14 protein-coding genes are annotated in these 17,797 nt (G+C 66.4%); 2 read left to right on the top strand and 12 right to left on the bottom strand.

Going from position 1 to position 17,797, the window contains the following annotated elements:
* Positions 1 to 44: 44 nt before the first annotated feature.
* The 12 genes from IFT71_RS14005 to IFT71_RS13950 all read right to left on the bottom strand — a co-directional run bounded on the left by IFT71_RS14005 (position 45) and on the right by IFT71_RS13950 (position 15,710).
* Complete coding sequence (locus IFT71_RS14005) at positions 45 to 1,580, bottom strand: tryptophan halogenase family protein (RefSeq protein ID WP_342212662.1); 1,536 nt, start codon at positions 1,578 to 1,580, stop codon at positions 45 to 47.
* On the bottom strand, positions 1,577 to 3,127 hold the full coding sequence (locus tag IFT71_RS14000; RefSeq protein WP_192141615.1) for a tryptophan halogenase family protein: 1,551 nt from the start codon (positions 3,125 to 3,127) through the stop codon (positions 1,577 to 1,579). Before IFT71_RS14000 ends, IFT71_RS14005 begins: the two co-directional genes overlap by 4 nt.
* A 55-nt stretch (positions 3,128 to 3,182) precedes the next feature.
* On the bottom strand, positions 3,183 to 6,290 hold the full coding sequence (locus IFT71_RS13995) for a TonB-dependent receptor (RefSeq protein ID WP_192141613.1): 3,108 nt from the start codon (positions 6,288 to 6,290) through the stop codon (positions 3,183 to 3,185).
* Between the two features lie 406 nt (positions 6,291 to 6,696).
* Entirely contained in the window at positions 6,697 to 8,742 is a 2,046-nt protein-coding gene (locus IFT71_RS13990; protein WP_192141611.1) for a M13 family metallopeptidase, read from the bottom strand.
* A gap of 60 nt (positions 8,743 to 8,802) precedes the next feature.
* A complete protein-coding gene (locus tag IFT71_RS13985) occupies positions 8,803 to 10,302 on the bottom strand; it encodes an ABC transporter permease (RefSeq protein WP_192141609.1) in 1,500 nt (499 codons plus the stop codon).
* Positions 10,299 to 11,246, bottom strand: coding sequence for an ABC transporter ATP-binding protein (locus tag IFT71_RS13980; protein WP_192141607.1), 948 nt, complete (start codon positions 11,244 to 11,246; stop codon positions 10,299 to 10,301). Before IFT71_RS13980 ends, IFT71_RS13985 begins: the two co-directional genes overlap by 4 nt.
* A 16-nt stretch (positions 11,247 to 11,262) precedes the next feature.
* Entirely contained in the window at positions 11,263 to 11,493 is a 231-nt protein-coding gene (locus IFT71_RS13975) for a helix-turn-helix domain-containing protein (RefSeq protein WP_192141605.1), read from the bottom strand.
* Positions 11,493 to 12,014, bottom strand: coding sequence for a DUF2975 domain-containing protein (locus IFT71_RS13970; protein WP_192141603.1), 522 nt, complete (start codon positions 12,012 to 12,014; stop codon positions 11,493 to 11,495). The genes IFT71_RS13975 and IFT71_RS13970 overlap by 1 nt, the downstream gene beginning before the upstream one ends.
* A 202-nt stretch (positions 12,015 to 12,216) precedes the next feature.
* Positions 12,217 to 13,611: a dihydrolipoyl dehydrogenase gene (lpdA, locus tag IFT71_RS13965; protein ID WP_192141601.1), complete on the bottom strand. Its 1,395-nt coding sequence runs from the start codon at positions 13,609 to 13,611 to the stop codon at positions 12,217 to 12,219.
* A gap of 21 nt (positions 13,612 to 13,632) precedes the next feature.
* Positions 13,633 to 13,974 carry an acyl-CoA thioesterase gene (locus IFT71_RS13960; RefSeq protein WP_042466532.1) on the bottom strand — a complete coding sequence of 114 codons (342 nt, stop codon included), beginning with the start codon at positions 13,972 to 13,974 and terminating at the stop codon, positions 13,633 to 13,635.
* Between the two features lie 44 nt (positions 13,975 to 14,018).
* On the bottom strand, positions 14,019 to 14,231 hold the full coding sequence (locus IFT71_RS13955) for a hypothetical protein (RefSeq protein ID WP_192141599.1): 213 nt from the start codon (positions 14,229 to 14,231) through the stop codon (positions 14,019 to 14,021).
* Positions 14,232 to 14,342: 111 nt separating this feature from the next.
* Positions 14,343 to 15,710 carry a pyruvate dehydrogenase complex dihydrolipoamide acetyltransferase gene (locus IFT71_RS13950; RefSeq protein ID WP_192141597.1) on the bottom strand — a complete coding sequence of 456 codons (1,368 nt, stop codon included), beginning with the start codon at positions 15,708 to 15,710 and terminating at the stop codon, positions 14,343 to 14,345.
* A gap of 134 nt (positions 15,711 to 15,844) precedes the next feature.
* Between IFT71_RS13950 and IFT71_RS13945 the strand changes: the two genes are divergently transcribed.
* Entirely contained in the window at positions 15,845 to 16,300 is a 456-nt protein-coding gene (locus tag IFT71_RS13945; RefSeq protein WP_192141595.1) for a universal stress protein, read from the top strand.
* Positions 16,301 to 16,511: 211 nt separating this feature from the next.
* Positions 16,512 to 17,795: a M20/M25/M40 family metallo-hydrolase gene (locus tag IFT71_RS13940; protein WP_192142058.1), complete on the top strand. Its 1,284-nt coding sequence runs from the start codon at positions 16,512 to 16,514 to the stop codon at positions 17,793 to 17,795.
* Positions 17,796 to 17,797 lie beyond the last annotated feature (2 nt).

Here is a 17,797-nt window from a genome sequence, read left to right as displayed (position 1 = left end):
CGACAAATAAGCTTTTTAGCCGGCGCCGATGCGTGCGGATCGCGTCATGCCGCGGTCCGCAGCGGTGCCGCACAATGTCGGGCGATGAAGTCGGCGTGGCGCGGCATCGCCTCGGCGGTCTTGGCGACCATATCCCGCACATGGTCGAGGAACAGGACGCTCTCCGCCACCGGCAGCCCCGCGGTCAGCGGATCGACCGAGGCCGGCCAGATACCCTGCCCGAGCAGGACCGCGATCCAGCTGTCGGGCGTGAACAATTCGCCCTGTTCGCGAAAGATCCGCGCCCGGCCCGCCCAGAGATCGAGCTTGGCCTGCAGCGACGGCGGCAGCGTCATGCTCTGGCAATACCGCCAGAACGCCGAATCCGTCCGCGTCGTCGCATGGTAGTGAAGGACGATGAAGTCGCGGACCTGATCATACTCCCTGAGCATCTGCCGGTTATATTCGGCGATCTCGACCGCGCTGAAACCCGTATCGGGGAACAGGCTCATCAGCCGCGCGATGCCCGACTGGATCAGATGAATGCTCGTCGATTCGAGCGGTTCGAGAAAGCCGCCGGCCAGCCCGATCGCGACGCAATTCCGGTCCCACAGCCGGTCGCGCCGCCCCGCGACGATCCGCAACTGGCGCGGATCGGCGAGCGGCGGGCCATCCAGCCCGCCCAGCAGCACGCGCAGCGCGGTCTCGTCGTCGACATGGTCGCTGGCATAGACATGGCCGTTGCCGACGCGGTGCTGAAGCGGGATCCGCCAGCGCCAGCCGGCGGCTTCGGCGGTCGCGCGTGTATGCGGGGCCGGCGCATCGCGGGGTGCACTCGGCACCGCCCAAGCGCGATCGCAAGGTAGCCAGTGCTGCCAGCTCGTAAACCCGACGTCCATCGCGTCGCCGAGCAGCAGCGATCGGAACCCGCTGCAATCGATGAACAGGTCCCCGTTAATCGCACGCCCGTCCGCAAGCCGGACCGCCTCGATGAAGCCGGTCCCGGCATGCCGATCGACCGCGACCACGCGCCCCTCGATCCGCACCACCCCCGCCGCCTCGGCAAGGTTGCGCAGATATTGGGCATAGAGCGCGGCATCGAAGTGGAAGGCATAGGACAGCGTCGACAGGACCGATTGCGGATTGGCCGAAGGTCGCGTGAAACGCCCGTTGCGCGCCGCGACCGTGGACAGGCAATAGTCGCCGATAGCCCCCGGCATCCTGGGTTGTGCGAGGCCCGCCTGACGCAGCCAGAGCTGGTGGAAGGCCACCCCCTCGACGTCGCGGCCGTGCGTCCCGAACGGATGGAAATACGCGTCGCCCAGCCGCCCCCAGTCCCGAAACTCGATCCCCAGCTTGAACGTCGCCCCCGTCGCGCGGACGAACTCGTCCTCGTCGATGCCGAGCATCCGGTTATAGTCGAGCAGCGAGGGGATCGTCGCCTCGCCCACCCCGACCGTGCCGATCTCCTCGGATTCAACCAGCGTCACCGCGACGCCGCTCTCGACCAGCCGCGCCATCGCGGCGGCGGTCATCCATCCCGCCGTTCCCCCGCCGACGATGACGATCCGGGTGATGCGGGCCGGGCCGGGATCCGTCACGCCGCCGCTCGCGCACCGAAATGATGGTGCTGCGCATAGGCGACCAGATCGCGGTTCGACGGCAGGTTGCGGACCGCATAGTCGGCTTGACGCCGGACCTCGGCAAACGCACGCCGCGCATCCTCGGCATAGCGCAGCGCGCCGGCCTTTGCGCTCAGGTCGGTTTTCCAGCCCATGCCGTACAGGACATATTGCCAGCTGGCGTCGGTGAAGATGTCGACCTGCCCGTCGATGTCGAGCTCGTTGGGTGGCCGGAACCGCCACCGGTCGAGCAGCTCGAGCAGGCTGTCGGGGATCGAGGCGTCGGCCACGTTGTCGCGCCAGAACGCCGTGTCGCGCCGTTCCGAAATGCAGTAGTGCAGCTTGATGAAATCGAGCGCGCGCTCGTAGCGGCGCAGCATGTTGGCGTTGAACTGGCGCGCCGACGTCTCGTAGTCGCCGCCCCAGGGGAACAGGTTCGCGATCATCCCCGCCGAGACTTCGGCAAACGCGATCCCCGTCGCCTCGAGCGGCTCGAAAAACCCGCTCGATAGCCCGACCGCGACGCAATTCTTGACCCAGTTGACCTCGCGGTACCCCGCATCGAACTTGAAATGGCGCACCTCGGCCTCGTCGCCGCCCGCGCCCAGATAGCCGCGGAGCACGCGTTCAGCGGTCTCGTCGTCGCTATGGTCTGACGAGTAGACGTGCCCGATGCCACGCCTGCGATCGAGCCCGATGTCCCAGATCCAACCGGACTCCTGCGCAGTCGAAATCGTATAGGACGCGATCGGATCGCCGGGCTTTGCATAGGGCCGCTGCGCAGCGATCGCGCGGTTGCAGAACAGCACGTCACGGCACGACCGGAACGGCACCTGCATCGCCTTGCCGATCAGTTCGGCACGAAAGCCCGTGCAGTCGATATAGAGATCGGCATCGAGCATCCCGTTCCGCTCGGTGCGCACCCCGCCGATCGCGCCATCTTCCGCAAGCAGCACCTCGGACACGGTGTCGGTCAGATGCCGGACACCGTTCCTGACAGCATGTTCGCGCAACAGCCCGGCGAGCGCCACCGCATCGAAGTGAAACGCATAGTTGAGCGGGCCGACATAATCGGGGTTGGTCGCCAGCTTGGGCGCGCGCATCGCATCCGCCGCCTTTTTCTGCGGATTGGAAACCTCGTCCCAATTCTCCGCGCCGCCATGCCCCAGCAGCCAATAGGGCAGCAGGTCCAGGCCGTCGCTCGCATCGGCGACCTGGAACGGGTGCGAATAATGATCGGTGCGGCCCTGCCCGGGGGCGTGGCGCCAGTGGACGAACTTCGCCCCCTGCTTGAACGTCGCGCCGCATCGCCGGATCAGCTCGGCCTCGTCGATGCCGATCGTCGCCAGGGTCCGCCGGATCGTCGGGAAGGTCCCTTCCCCCACGCCGAGGATGCCGATGTCCTTGGATTCGACCAGCGTGATCGAGACCCCGCCCGCCAGATCGGCGCCGAGCCGTTTCGCGAGATAGCCCGCGGTCAGCCAGCCGGCGGTCCCGCCGCCAACGATCAGGATCCTCTTCCGCATCACGCGCTCCGCTCCGTCCCCTGCCGACAGCGCGTCGGCAGGGGACGCATCATCGTCAGAAGGCGAGGTTTATGCCAGTGCTGATACGGCGATCGGCCTGGAACCAGCTGCGCCCGACCAGCTTGCCGCCGGGATACCCACCCATCAGCGTCCGCTGCGTCGCGGCGGTCAGGTTGGTCCCCTGCACGCCGAACGAGAACTGGTCGTTCACCTTGAACCGCACACCCGCATCGACCGAGCCATAATTGCCGCCATAGATCGGCAACGCGATCTGTGTCGACGCATCTTGGCCCCCATCCTGGTTGGTCACGACGCCCGGCGCGCTGTAATAGGTATAGGTGCCGTTCGTGCCGTTGCTGTTCGTCGACAACAGATAGCGCGAGCGCCAGGAATAGGCGACGCGCAGCGAGATCGGGTTGCGCTCGTACAGCAGCGTCGCGTTCAGATTATGCTTCGACAACCCGACCAGCGGCGCGTCGTTGCGAGCGGCGCCGGTGATGTCGCGATAGACATCGCCCGGATTGCTGCTCTTGATGAAGGTGTAATTGCCCTCGAACCCGATCCCGGCAAGCGCACCGGGCAGCATGTCGAGGAAGAAGCGGCCACCGGCCTCGACGCCCTTGACGGTCGCGGCCTTGGTCGAGTTGACATAGTCGGTGGCCGACGCCGCCACATTCTCGGTCGTCCCGTCAGTGAACTGGATCGTGACCTGCCGGCTGGTCAGCGCATAGATCGGCAGGTTGGTCAGCCGCTTGTAGAACGGGGCCAGATGGAACGACGTGCCCGCTCGCCCGTAATATTCGAGCGAGAGGTCGACATTGTTCGACAGCGTCGGCTTGAGCAACGGATTGCCCGTGTCCGCGGTGAAGTTGTTGAACGTGCCGATCCCGCCGGGTGTCTGGCTGGGGGTCGTCGCCACGCCGATCGAACCCGACGCACGCAGCGCGTTGAAGCTCGGCAGATCCATCGTAATGTTGTACCCGCCGCGAACCTTGATCCGGTCGGTGGGCGAATATTCGAGATTGATCGACGGCAGCACGCGCGTGAAGTCCGCCTTGCCGCCGCGGGCGAGGAACGTGTTTGCCAGCGTCACCTGCGCGCCGTTGCGGATAAAGACGGTCCCGCCATTCTGCTGGATGAACCCGCTGCCTTCATTCTCGATATGCACGACACGCACGCCGACGTTACCGGAAATGCCGCGTGCGCCTTCCTCGGGTCCAAAGCGGAGCAATGCATAGCCCGCGATATTCTCGGTCCGGTTATTCACCTGATCGCCCGGCAGGACGAACCCGACAGGGCGGATCGCCAGCGTGCCGTCGGGGTTAAACTGGCCGCCATAGCCGGTGACCGGGAGCTGCCCCGCAACCGAGCAGTTGAATTCATTGCCGGTGCAGAAGCCGGCAGGCGGTGCCGTCACCAAACCGGTACGGTTTTCATTGAAGCGCGACGCCAGATCCTCCGATTCGAACATCAGATTGCCCGGCAGCGTCGTGTTGCCGCGGAAGAAGTCCTTGAATGCGTGGCTGGCGACGTCGCCCGACGCTGCATTGGCATAGGTCAGCTGCGGATCGCCGTTCCAGCCGCGACCCAGCGCGGTCCAGTTATAGCCGTTCGACAGATCGCGCTCGGTCCGCTTGGCATAGCGGCCGCCGACCTTGACCGACCGGAAGAAGCTGTTGTCGAACGTATATTCGGCATCGAGCTGCCCTGAATCGAGCCGCCCCTTGTTCCGTTCGTTGTGCGGCATCGACGCCGTCCAGAAATAATTGGCCGGATCGGCGAACGACGCCTGCGTCGCAGGACTGACGGTGATCTGCGGCAGGTCGCCCGTCAGGTCCATGCCGAAGCTCTGGCCAAAGCCGACGTCGCGGAAGATGTCGAGACGATCATAGACCTGCCGCGAATCGACGCGCTGCAGCGATCCCTTCAGCGACACATGGCTGTCTGTGGGCGCCCAGACGAACGACAGCGAATAATCGCGCGTCCGCGTGTTGCTCTCGACGAACCCCTTGTTGCCGCTGCTGTTGACCGACCCACCCGTCGGGGCAAACGTCGCCGTGTCGCGGTTGAAGAGCGCGCTCGTCTTGGTGAGCAGGCCGTTGCTGTCGAACGAGCTGCTCGCCGGATCGACCGCCAGAGTCTGCGAATCCAGCTGCGTGCCGTAATCGCTCGACTGGCTCTTGTAGCGCGACTGGAAGAAGCTGCCGGTGAAGGTCAGCGATTCAGCCGGCTGCCACTGCGCCGCGCCATAGATGCCGTAGCGCTTGTACTGGAACGCCTCGTCGCCATAGGCGAAGCCGCTGGGGACGTACCGCTCGTTGCCATCGCTGAGCTTAGTCTTGAAATACGGGCTGACGCGGATGAACTGCGACAGCGAGCTGAACTGGCTGAACGCGACGTCGCCGAGCAGGCCGATCCGGCCGATCGGCGTATCGAACGAATCGGTGATCAGCACCGACCCAGACGGATCCGCCTTGTTCGCCATGTCGCCGAGCGCGAGTTCGCCGGTGCCCGCAATGTGGAACTTGCCGTTGAAGTCGAACGGCATCTTGGTGCGCAGATCGATCTGGCCGCCGGTGCCGCCCTCGATCAGGTCGGCCGTCGATGCCTTGTAGACGTCGACCGCCGCCATCAGTTCGGGCGTGACATCGCTCCACAGGATTGCGCGGCCGTTGTTCGCGCTGAAGATCTCGCGGCCGTTCAGCCGCGACGCGACGCCCGTCAGGCCACGGACCTGAACACCCGAGCCCTGCACCGAATAATGGTCGGGATCGCCGAGCGCGGCAAAGCGGACGATCGAGACGCCCGAGACGCGCTGCAGGACTTCGGTGATCGAGTTGTCGGGCAACTTGCCGGCATCATCGGCGACGACCGAGTCGACGATCGTCTCGCTGCGACGCTTGCGCTCGTCCGCTGCCTCGAGCGCGGCGCGACGGCCGGTGATGACAATATCACCGTCCCCGGTCGCATCGGCGGCGGGTTGACCGACCTCCTGTCCCGGCGTCGCGGCCTGGGTCGTGTCGGGCGACACGGTCTGCGTTTCCGCCTGCGCCCATGCAGCGCTGCCCGCGCCTGCTGCCAGCAGCGCCGCAAGCGACACACCGACCCGCATCGCGATCGCCACACGCCCACGTGGCCCCGAATTCAGAACGAACGCCTTCATAACCCCTCCCCATGCCGCAGCGCATCAGACGCACCACATCAGCAACGGCGCATCTGTAAACGAATGCTACCGCTACCGCCGTTAGGCTGATCTGATTTAGAAGACAATAGAGACAAAGCGAGGATGTGAGACTTAAACGAAAGCAATCAAATCATAAATTGATTTTGTTAAAACGAAGCAAACCGGCAGCTGCGAGCCGAGTTTTGTGGCACGACTGCTTACCTTTGTTGCTGAGCGCCCGCCGGCCCGTCAGGCTGTCCCGGTCCCGTATCCACTGGCCTCGTCGGGCGCAACGGCCTTCGGGTCTCAGTCGGCCGCCATCTCGGATAGCGATATCACAGCCGGGTCGCGCGTGGTGCGCACAAGAAAATCGGGGCGTGTGAACGGCCACACGCCCCGCGAGATGTTACCAGATATGGACGCGGTCGCCAGGCGCCAGATACAGCGCATCACCGGGCTTGACCCCGAACGCCGTATACCAGGCATCGACGTTACGGACGATCCCGTTGACGCGGTAGAAGGGTGGCGAGTGCGGATCGGTGAGCAGCCGCGCGCGCGCTGCGCCCTCACGCAACTTTGCCTGCCATGCCTGCGCGTAAGCGAGGAAGAAGCGCTGGTCGCCGGTCAGCCCGCCGGTCACAGGCGCCTTGCCATGCTCCGCCTGGTACTTCTGATACGCGGCATAAGCGGTCTCGACGCCGCCCAGATCGCCGATATTTTCGCCCAGCGTCAACGCACCCTTCACGCGGACACCCGGGATCGGTTCATAGGCGTCAAACTGCTTCGACAGCGCAGCGGTGCGCTGCGTGAAGGCGGTGCGAGCCGCCGGCGTCCACCAGTTCTCGAACTTGCCCGTCGCGCTGAACTGGCTGCCCTGGTCGTCGAAACCATGCCCCATCTCATGCCCGATGATCGCGCCGATCGCGCCGTAATTGACCGCCGCATCCGCCTTGGGATCGAAATAGGGTGGCTGCAGGATCGCCGCGGGGAAGGTGATCTGGTTGTTGAGCGGGTCGTAATAGGCGTTCACCGTCTGCGGCGTCATGCCCCAGAGCGTACGATCAACGGGCTTGCCGAGCCGCGAGAGGTCGAGCTGATGCTGAAATTCGCCCGCGCGCATCGCATTGCCGACCGGATCGCCCCGGACGACGTTGAGCGATGAATAGTCGATATATTTGACCGGATGACCGATCCGCGGATCGAACGCGGCGAGCTTGGCCAGCGCCTGGGTCTTGGTCGCGCCATCCATCCAGCTGTTCGCGGTGATGCGCTCCTTGTACGCCGCGCGCAGGTTGGCGATCAGCTCGCCCATCTTCGCTTCGCTCTCGGGCGGGTAATGCCGCTTCACATAGACTTCGCCGACGGCCTCACCCATCGTGCCGTTAACCAGCGCGATGCCGCGCTTCCACCGCGCACGCTGTTCCGGCTGGTCGGCCAGCGTCTTGCCGTAGAAATCGAACGTCGCCTGATCGAACGCCTTGGGCAGCGCACCGGCGCTTGCGGAGGCGAGGCGAAACTTCATCCAGTCCTGCCACGTCGACACGGGCGTCGCGGCAAAGATCTTGCCAAGCTCGGTCAGCGCGGTCGAGTTGGTCATGTAGACGACCGGGAATTGCGCGTAGCCCGCAGTCGACAGCAACAGCGGCCAGTCGAAATCGGGCGCCAGCGCCTTGCGGCCCGCCGCATCCATCGGCTTCAGCATCGCCTGCAGGTCGCGCGACTGGACCGGCGACCACTGCACCTTGGCCATCGCGGTTTCGAGCGCGACGATCCGGTCCGCCCTGGCCGACGCATCCGTCACCCCGGACAGCGTCAGCATCTTCTCGACATAGGCGCGATACGCCGTGCGGAAGGTGTCGTATTTGGCGCCCTGCTCGAGATAATAGTCGCGGCCGCCCATGCCGAGCGACCCCTGCCCCGCCGCCACCGCGTAGCGCTTCGGATCGGCGGGATCGGGCAGCTGACCGACCTCGACCGGCGACGCATAGCCGACCGTCGAGAACAAGGTCTGGAGCTTCTGCTTGTCGGTCGCGGCGTCGATCTTCGCGAAATAGGGCTTGAGCGGTGCGGCGCCGGCGCGTTCGATCGCGGCCTCGTCCATGAAGCTCGCATAGAGATCGCCGAACTGCTTGGCCCCGGCGCCGACCGCGGCGGGATCGCGCGCAGCATCGTCGAGGATCGTGCGGACCTGCTGCTCGGCCTGATCCGCCAGGATCACGCTGCCGCCCGCGGACGTGCGATCCGGTGCGATCGCCGTACGCTTGTCCCAGGCGCCATTGGCGTGCGTCCAGAAATCGTCACCCGGCTTCACCGCCTTGTCGGCAGCGGTCAGGTCAATCCCGAAGCTGCCATAGCGCGCGCCGCCCGGCGCGCCCGTCTGGGCCAGCCCAGGTGCGGACAGGGCAAGCAGCGCCACCCCCAGCGACAGACGCGAAATACGATTGAACGACATCATAGCTCCTCCAGAAAACCGGGGTTGGATCCCCGAAATGATATGAACGGTACGCATGCGTCAGGCGGGCGTACGCTGCATCAACCGGGCCAGTGCGGCGAGGTTGGGCTTCTGCCCCGCATTGAGCAGGCTGGCGCGAAACACACGCGCGAGCAAGACGAACTCGATGCCGATGAACACCGCCAGCAGCGCGCCGCTGCCGACGATCTCCATGGTCGAAACCCCGCTGCCGAGCCGCGCGAGCATCGTGAACGGCGTGTAGATCGGGATCCAGGTCAGCACCTTGATCGCGGTCGCGCCGCTGTTCGACAGGACGCCTTGCGCGACGACCGTGAACGGCATCGCGATGACCAGCAGCACGGGCGTCAGATAGCTCTGCGCATCACGCATCGAATCGCTCATCGCGCCGATCGCCAGCAGGATCATCGACACCATCAGATAGCCTGCGAGGAAGAAATACAGCATCACCAGGATGATCCAGGGCGAGGCGAGCGGCGCGAGTGCGACGTGCAGGAACGCGCCCACCGCCCCTTGCGTCGCCACCGCGGCACCGGTCGCGCAAAGCCCCCAGACCAGGACCATCGTCAGCCCGACCGCGACCGTCCCCGCGAGCTTGCCATAGAGCAGCTCGTCGGGGCTGATGCAGGCGAGCACCGTCTCGATCAGCTTGTTCGACCGCTCCTCGACCAGCCCCTGCAGGATCCAGTTGCCCGACAACAGCAGCGACATCAGCAAGATATAGGCGCTGAGCAACGGCACCACCGATCGCACCAGCATCCGTTCGCGCCCGCCCCCCGGCGCCGGGGTCGAGACCGCGATCGCCGGGACCAGACTGGTCGCGGTGCGCGCCTGATCGCGCGCGAGCCCGGTCGACTCGAGATAGGCGGTGCGCAGGTCTTGCGTGAGCACGGTCTGCAAGGGCTGGACGAAATTCGCGCCGGGCTGCTCGCTCGACCACAGTCGCACATCCGCGGTCTGCACGCCGAAGCCGCGCGGGATATAGACTGCATAGTCGAGCGGCTTGACCGTCTTGTCGCCGAACTCGCCCGGCTGGAGCAGCGGCTTGAGCTGCGCGTCGAGCGCGCCGGGCGCCGCGCGCGCGATGGCGGGCGGCGTCGGCAGGACCACGAAATCGGCGTCGGGCGCGTCGAACTTCGGCGTTTCCGAGGTCGTCGCCGGCCGCATCCCCGCCAGCGCGGCAGGCAGGCCGCCGGCCTTGGCGAACGTCGCGACGTCGGCATCACCGAACAGCCGGTCATGCTGCGCCCACAGCGCGCCCGGATCGGCGCGATCGAGCCCGTAGCGCTGCGCGTAACGCGACAGCGCGGTCAGCACCCGCCGCTGGTGATCGGTATCGAGCCGCGCGCGGATCGCCGCCGCGGCACGGCCATCGGCATCGATCAGCATGACGCGCTGGGTCTTTTCGGACTGTGTCAGGCGGCTCGCGATCGGCCCGACCGCCAGTGCCAGCGGCAGGATCAGCAGCGTCAGCCAGAAGCTGCGCATGCCCGTGATCTGCCGGAACTCGCGCATCGCGACGAGAAGGATATTGTGGGTCATGCTGCATGCTCCCCCATAGCCGGGTCGGCAGGCCCGGCTGGAGGGGTGCCGACAAGATGGAGAAAGACGTCGTGCAGGCTGACGCGGTGCTGGTCGAACCGCCGCAGCGTCACGCCTTGCTCGGTCAGGCATTGCAGCACGTCGGCAGGATCGATCCCCTCGGCCAGCGTCACGTCATAGTCGCGCCAGCCCTGCGCGTCGGCCGCGCCGGGCTCCGCGCGCTCGACGCCGGGACACCGCATCGGCGTATCGCGCGCGACGATCGTCAGCCGTGCCGGCAATCGCCCGCGGGCCTCCGCCTGCGTGCCCTCGAACACCTTGCGCCCTTGCGAGAGCAGCAACAGCCGGTCGCACAGCCGCTCGGCATGCTGCATCACATGCGTCGAGAACACCACGGTCGCCCCGCCCCGTGCGGCCTCCAGGATCTCATGTTCGAGCAGCCCCTGGTTCACCGGGTCGAGACCCGAAAAGGGTTCGTCGAGCAGCAGCAGTTTCGGGCCGTTGACCAGCGTCGCGGCAAGCTGGACCTTCTGCGCCATACCCTTGGACAGCTTGTCGATCTGCATCTTGGCCGATGCCGCAAGGCCGAACCGGTCGAGCAGCGCATGGCCCTTCGCGCGCGCCGCGGCCGCCGACATGCCCTTCAGCCGCCCGAAATAGGTGACGGTGTCGATCGCGGTCATCCCGCGGTACAGTCCGCGCTCCTCGGGCATGAAGCCCAGATCGGCGGCATTTTCACGGCCCGGCGGACAGCCGAGTACCGAGATCCGCCCCGCCGTCGGACGCACGATGTCGAGCACCATGCGCAGCGACGTCGTCTTGCCCGCGCCATTCCCGCCGAGAAAGCCGAATATCTCCCCCGGCCGTACCGCAAAACTCAGCGCGTCGACCGCGGTCCGCTCCCCGAACCGTTTCGTCACCCCGTCCAGAACCAGTGCGTCCATCGGACCATCCCCCCGTTTAAATTCCGTCTTCGCCCCGTTCATGCTCGTCGACGACCCGCAGCAGATCGCCCGGCTGGCAGTCGAGCACGCGGCAGATCGCCTCCAGCGTCGTGAAGCGGATCGCCTTGGCCTTGCCCGTCTTCAGGATCGACAGATTGGCGAGCGTGATGCCGACCGCCTCCGACAACTCGGTCAGCGTCATCCGCCGCGCATGCAGCATGGCGTCCAGGCTGACCGCGACCGGCATCAGACCGTCATCGCCAGGTCGTCGCGCATCCGCGCGCCGATCCGGAAGACGCGCGCGAGCACGAAGATCATCACGACCGCGATCCACCCGCCCAGCGACGGCGTCCATCCGGTCACGTCGAGCTTGAGCAGCGAGATCCAGCGGACGACCCCGCCAAAGGCGAGATCGAGGCATTGCAGCGCCAGCAGCGCCCAGCCAATCCGCGCGAGCCGCGTGGCATTGTCGTCGACGAACGGATCCCCCGCCTCGACCGTCGCGACGATGCGGAGCAGGTTCGAGAAGATCGGATGCAGCGCGACGCCGCCGGCGATGCCGACGAACAGCATCATGCGGATCGCCAGCACCGCCTGGTCCAGATCGAGCAGCGCACCGTATTTATGCGTCAGCCGCGCGCTCAGCATGCCCTGCATCGGCCAGGACAGCAGCAACGCCAGCGCAAACACCGCGGCGCAGACGATATTGAGGACGAGCATCAGCCGAAGCAGCCCCGTCGCCCCCCAAAGAACCCGATCCCTGTTCATCGCCGCCCCCGCCTGCATATTGCAAAACGATATGGGCCCTATCGATAAACGGCAAGTCGATTCATTGGTCCATTTTGGTCGGGACGCTCATCGCCGCGTTGGCGACGGCAAAACGGCGCACGATCGGTCTGATCGCGCGCCGCATCGTAAACGGTGCCGCCACCCGCCGCGCCGAAGCGCGGGTGACGTCACGCGGTCGGGCTCAGTAGTGGATCGAGCGGCCGTAGGCGCCCAGCACGCTCTCGTGCATCATCTCGCTGAGCGTCGGATGCGCGAACACCGTCTCCATCAGCTCGGCCTCGGTCGTCTCGAGCTGGCGTGCGACGACATAGCCCTGGATCAGCTCGGTGACTTCCGCGCCGACCATGTGCGCACCGAGCAGCTCCCCGGTCTTCGCGTCGAACACCGTCTTCACGAAGCCCTCGGCCTCGCCGAGCGCGATCGCCTTGCCGTTGCCGATGAACGGGAATTTGCCGACCTTCAGCTCGTACCCGGCTTCCTTGGCCTTCGCCTCGGTCATGCCGACGCTCGCGACCTGCGGGCGCGAATAGGTGCAGCCTGGGATGTTGGCCTTGTCCATCTGGTGCGGCGACCCGCCCGCGATCTTCTCGACCGCGATGATGCCCTCATGGCTGGCCTTGTGCGCGAGCCACGGCGCGCCGGTGACGTCGCCGATCGCCCAGATGCCGTCGACATTGGTGCGGCCATAGCCATCGGTCTTGATGTGCCCGCGGTCGGTTTCGACGCCGAGCGCTTCCAGCCCAATATTCTCGGTGTTGGGGACGATGCCGATCGCGACGATCGCGTGGCTGAACGTCTCCTCGACGACCTTGCCGTCCTTGTGCTTGATCTTCGCGGTGACGCCGCTGCCCGATGGCGCCAGGCCTTCGAGGCCGGTGCCGGTCAGGAGCTTGATGCCCTGCTTGGTCAGCGCCTTGTCCATGAACGCGGAGACTTCCTCATCCTCGACCGGCAGGATCCGCGGGAGCATCTCGACGATCGTCACGTCGGCGCCCATGTCGTTGTAGAAGCTGGCGAACTCGACGCCGATTGCGCCCGATCCGATGACCAGCAGCTTGGTCGGCATCTCGGTCGGCACCATCGCGTGACGATAGGTCCAGATCGTCTTCCCGTCGGCCTTGGCGAACGGCAGGTCGCGTGCGCGCGCGCCGGTGGCGACGATGATGTTCTTGGCTTCGAACTCGACGGTCTTGTCGGCCTGCTTGACGCTCAGCTTGCCCTTTGCGGTCACGGTGCCGACGCCTTCGACGACGGTTACCTTATTCTTTTTCATCAGGCCCTTCACGCCCGCGTTCAGCTGGCCCGCGACCTTGCGGCTGCGGTCGACGACCTTGGCGAGGTCGAAGCCGACATTGTCCGCCTTCAGACCATAGCTCTCGGCGTTCTGCATGTAGTGATAGATTTCCGACGTGCGCAGCAGCGCCTTGGTCGGGATGCAGCCCCAGTTGAGGCAGATGCCGCCCAGGCGCTCGCGCTCGACGATCGCGACCTTGAGGCCGAGCTGGCTCGCGCGGATTGCCGCGACATAGCCGCCGGGGCCCGAACCAAGGATGACCAGATCATAGGTGTCAGCCACGTGGAGAGTCCTTCAAGTGAATCAGTTGGAAGCGGGCGGCACGGGCCGCGGTTTGCGATCGTCGCCGACCGCGACGAAGATGAAGCGCGCCTGTGTCACCTTGCAGCTGTCGTTGCTGTGCCGCGCTCGGCGCCATGCCTCGACCTCGATCGTCATTGAGGTGCGACCGACCGCGATCAGCTCGGCATAGACCGACACCTCGTCGCCGACGACGACGGGCATGTGGAATTTCATGGCGTCCGCCGCAATGGTCACCGCACGCCCGCCGCTGCGACGCGAGGCGACCGAACCGGCGGCCAGATCCATCTGCCCCATCAGCCATCCGCCGAAGATGTCGCCGTAAGGGTTGGCATCGGCAGGCATCGCGGTGACGCGGATCGTCGGCGCCTTGTCGGGGGGCAGGTCGGTCACGCGTGGCTCCTGCTGGTCTGTCGGTCGAGGATCCGGGCCTGCCGCAGCGGTCCGATTCCCATGATCACGGTCACGACCATCGCCGCCGCCCCGCACCACCAGATCACGTCCTGCCCGAGCGGATAGGACCAGGCCGCCGCCCAGGTGATCGCGACCGCGACGCCGAGCCCGACGAGGATATGCAGGATCTCGATCGTCGTCTTGGTCATGACGCGCGCCGGCCCGACCCCGTTCGTGCCGAGCGAAGTCGAGGCACATGGGACTCATGCCCTTCGACTTCGCTCAGGGCGAACGGGAGAGGGACCATAGCGGTCACGGTCTTACGCCAGCATGCCCAGCGGGTTTTCGACGAGCTGCTTGAACGCCTTCATGAACTGCGCACCGTCCGCGCCGTCGATCGCGCGGTGATCGAAGCTGCCGGTCGCCGACATCACGGTCGCCACGGTGAGCTCGTCGCCGATCACATAGGGACGCTTCTCGCCCGCACCGATCGCGAGGATCATCGCCTGGGGAGGGTTGATGACCGCGTCGAACTGCGTGATGCCGAACATGCCCATGTTGCTGATCGAGGCGGTGCCGCCCTGATATTCCTCGGGCTTCAGCTTGCCGTCGCGTGCGCGGGCGGCAAGGTCCTTCATCTGCGTCGAGATCGACGACAGCGAGGCGGTGTCCGCACCGACGATGATCGGCGTGATCAGACCCGACGGCGTGCTGACCGCAACCGAGATGTCGGCGCGCTGGAAGCTGATCAGCTGGTCGGGCGTGAACATCACGTTGCAGGTCGGGACCTGCATCAGCGCGACGGCCTGCGCCTTGATCAGCAGATCGTTGACCGACAGCTTCACGCCGCGCGCTTCGAGGCTCTTGTTCAGCTCGCCGCGCAGCTTGAGCAGTGCGTCGAGACGCACGTCCACGGTCAGGTAGATGTGCGGAACGGTCTGCTTCGATTCGGTCAGGCGGCGCGCGATCGTCTTGCGCACGTTGCTGAGCTTGGTCGACTCGTGCGGGATATCCGGCACGACCGCGGGCTTGGCGGCGGGTGCTGGCGCGGCAGCGGAGGCGGCCGGTGCAGCGGCTTCGGGCGCGGCGGCAGGTGCTGCCCCGGGCTTCGCGCTGTCGACATCGGCCTTGACGATGCGACCCTTAGGCCCCGAACCCGACACCGAACCAAGGTCGATCCCCTTGTCGGCGGCGAGGCGGCGGGCGAGCGGGCTCGCCTTCACACGGTCACCGCTGGCGGGCTTCGACTCGGGCTTGGACTCGGATGCGGCGCCCGCATCGGCGGGACGACCATGATCCTCGGCCGACGTCTCGGTCCGGGCGACGGGCTTGGCCTCGCTGCCGGTGTCGTTGGGATCCTTGGGATCGGGCTTGGCCTCCGATTCCTTGGCCGCGGGGACGGGCGTCTCGCTCTTGGTCGGCGCGGACACCGAGGAGGCATCCTCGCCTTCCTCGGCCAGGATCGCGATGACGGTGCCGACCTTCACATTGTCGGTCGCCTCGGCCACCAGGATCTTGGCGATCACGCCTTCGTCGACCGCTTCGAATTCCATCGTCGCCTTGTCGGTCTCGATCTCGGCCATGATGTCACCGGACTTCACCGTATCGCCTTCCTTCACCAACCATTTGGCGAGGGTGCCCTCCTCCATGGTCGGCGACAGGGCAGGCATTTTGATCTCGATCGACATGGAGGTCCCCAGGGCGTTACGTAACGGCATGCCTACTCGCGCCCTCGCCCGCCCGGGTCAACCCCGCGAAGCCGCCTTCCCCTTGCGCGAACCGCATCTGCACGGCACCTAAGCCCGATAAACAGGGGAATATGATGCGTGTCTATCTGGTGGTCATCGACGAGTCGCCCGAGGCGGGTATCGCGTTGCGCTTTGCGGCGCGGCGCGCGGTGAAGACCGGCGGCGGCGTCGAGATCCTCACGCTGATCCCGCCGCAGGAATTCATCGCGTTCGGCGGTGTCCAGGCGACGATCGAGGAGGAGGCGCGGCTGCATGCCGAGGGCCTCGTCGCGGCTGCGGCCGGCACGCTGATCGAGGAATCGGATCTGCGCCCGTCGATCACCGTGCGCGAAGGCGAAGGCCCCAAGATCATCCGCGAAATGATCGCCGCCAACCCCGATATTGCAGCGCTGGTGCTCGGCGCCGCGGCGAGCGGTGCGCCGGGCGATCTCATCACCCATTTCTCGGGCACCGACGCCGGAGCGCTGCCCGTGCCGGTCATGATCATCCCGGGGTCGCTGACCAGCGAGGCGATCGACCGGCTGAGCTGACGGCGGCCGTCTTGCCGCCCCCCGTCATCCTGACGAAAGTCAGGATCCAGAGCCACAGGCGCCGCCCTCGGAACCCTGGATCCTGACTTTCGTCAGGATGACGGAGGTGGGTGATGACGTCGGCTGGGAATGACGGGGATGACGGGCTAAACCGAGCGAATCCAACACTCCCCGCTTGAGCTCCCCGGCCGAAGCCGCCACGGTGACGCCGATGCCGATCCTCGCCCTTCCGCTGCTCGCCGCAGCCGCCGCCGCGCTTCCCGCGCCCTCCGCCACCCGCCTCAAGGCCGATGTGACCGCGATGGTCGGGTTCGGCACGCGCCACACCGCATCGACCACCACCGATCCGAAGCGCGGCATCGGTGCCGCACGCAGCTGGGCCGCGGCGCGCTTCACCGAGATCGGCCGCGCCTGTGGTGGCTGCGTCACCGTCGAGCGGATCGGCCGCACCGTGTCGGGTCCGCGCGCACCGACCGGCGTCTATGTCGAGGACGTGCTGGGCATCCAGAAGGGGCGCGACCCGAATCGCGTCGTGATCGTCGGCGCGCATATCGACAGCCGTGTGACCGACGTCATGAACGTGACGAGCGACGCGCCGGGCGCGAACGACAATGCATCGGGCGTTGCGCTGGTGCTCGAAGCCGCCCGCGCGCTGTCTAAGCGGCAGTTCGACGCGACCATCGTCTATGCGGTGTTTTCGGGTGAGGAACAGGGCCTGTGGGGCGCGGAGCTGCTCGCCGACACCGCCAAGGCGCGCGGCTGGACCGTCACCGCGATGCTCAACAACGACATTGTCGGCAACACGATCGGCCAGGGCGGCGTCCGCATGGCGTCGAGCGTCCGCGTCTTTTCCGAAGGCATTCGCGCATCCGAAGACCTTGCCGCGCAGATCGGTCGTCGCGCGGAGGGTGGCGAGGACGATGGCCCCAGCCGCGCGCTCGCCAAGACGATCGACGGCGTCGCGGGCACGATCCCCGGCGGGCTCGACGTGATGCTCGACCGTCGCCCTGACCGGTTCGGCCGCGGCGGCGATCACGAACCCTTTCTGAAGCTCGGCTATCCCGCGGTCCGCTTCTCGGTCGCGGCGGAGAACTGGGATCGCCAGCACCAGGACCTGCGCACCGAAAACGGCGTCGACTATGGCGACACGATCGCCGGGATGGACTTCCCCTATCTGGCCAAGGTGACCGCGATCAACATCGCCACGCTCGCCCGCCTCGCCGCCGCGCCCGCGGCACCGGGCGACGTGTCGATCGCCGGTGCCCTGTCGCGCGACACTCAGGTCAAATGGGCTGCGGTTCCGGGTGCTGCGGGCTACCGCGTCCGCTGGCGGCGCAACGACACGCAGGACTGGAAGGACGTGCGCGACGTCACCGGCACCGAGACGCTGCTCACCCAGACCCCCGTCGACGACCATTTCGTCGGCGTGTCCGCACTCGGCGCGGATGGCAGCGAGAGTGTCGTCAGTTTCGCGGGTCGCGAACGCCGCCGCTGAGC

This window comes from Sphingomonas sp. CFBP 13733 (assembly GCF_014841795.1).
Taxonomy (GTDB): Bacteria; Pseudomonadota; Alphaproteobacteria; order Sphingomonadales; family Sphingomonadaceae; genus Sphingomonas; species Sphingomonas aerolata.
Note: the sequence above shows the minus strand (reverse complement) of the source record. Positions and strands in the feature narration are given on the sequence as shown.

Excerpts from the sequence above, each read along its gene's own strand:
- IFT71_RS14000 (WP_192141615.1), bottom strand. The coding sequence starts at position 3,127 with ATGCGGAAGAGGATCCTGATCGTTGGCGGCGGGACCGCCGGCTGGCTG.
- IFT71_RS13995 (WP_192141613.1), bottom strand. The coding sequence starts at position 6,290 with ATGAAGGCGTTCGTTCTGAATTCGGGGCCACGTGGGCGTGTGGCGATC.
- IFT71_RS13990 (WP_192141611.1), bottom strand. The coding sequence starts at position 8,742 with ATGTCGTTCAATCGTATTTCGCGTCTGTCGCTGGGGGTGGCGCTGCTT.
- IFT71_RS13985 (WP_192141609.1), bottom strand. The coding sequence starts at position 10,302 with ATGACCCACAATATCCTTCTCGTCGCGATGCGCGAGTTCCGGCAGATC.
- IFT71_RS13980 (WP_192141607.1), bottom strand. The coding sequence starts at position 11,246 with ATGGACGCACTGGTTCTGGACGGGGTGACGAAACGGTTCGGGGAGCGG.
- IFT71_RS13975 (WP_192141605.1), bottom strand. The coding sequence starts at position 11,493 with ATGCCGGTCGCGGTCAGCCTGGACGCCATGCTGCATGCGCGGCGGATG.
- IFT71_RS13970 (WP_192141603.1), bottom strand. The coding sequence starts at position 12,014 with ATGAACAGGGATCGGGTTCTTTGGGGGGCGACGGGGCTGCTTCGGCTG.
- IFT71_RS13960 (WP_042466532.1), bottom strand. The coding sequence starts at position 13,974 with ATGCCTGCCGATGCCAACCCTTACGGCGACATCTTCGGCGGATGGCTG.
- IFT71_RS13955 (WP_192141599.1), bottom strand. The coding sequence starts at position 14,231 with ATGACCAAGACGACGATCGAGATCCTGCATATCCTCGTCGGGCTCGGC.
- IFT71_RS13950 (WP_192141597.1), bottom strand. The coding sequence starts at position 15,710 with ATGTCGATCGAGATCAAAATGCCTGCCCTGTCGCCGACCATGGAGGAG.
- IFT71_RS13945 (WP_192141595.1), top strand. The coding sequence starts at position 15,845 with ATGCGTGTCTATCTGGTGGTCATCGACGAGTCGCCCGAGGCGGGTATC.
- IFT71_RS13940 (WP_192142058.1), top strand. The coding sequence starts at position 16,512 with ATGCCGATCCTCGCCCTTCCGCTGCTCGCCGCAGCCGCCGCCGCGCTT.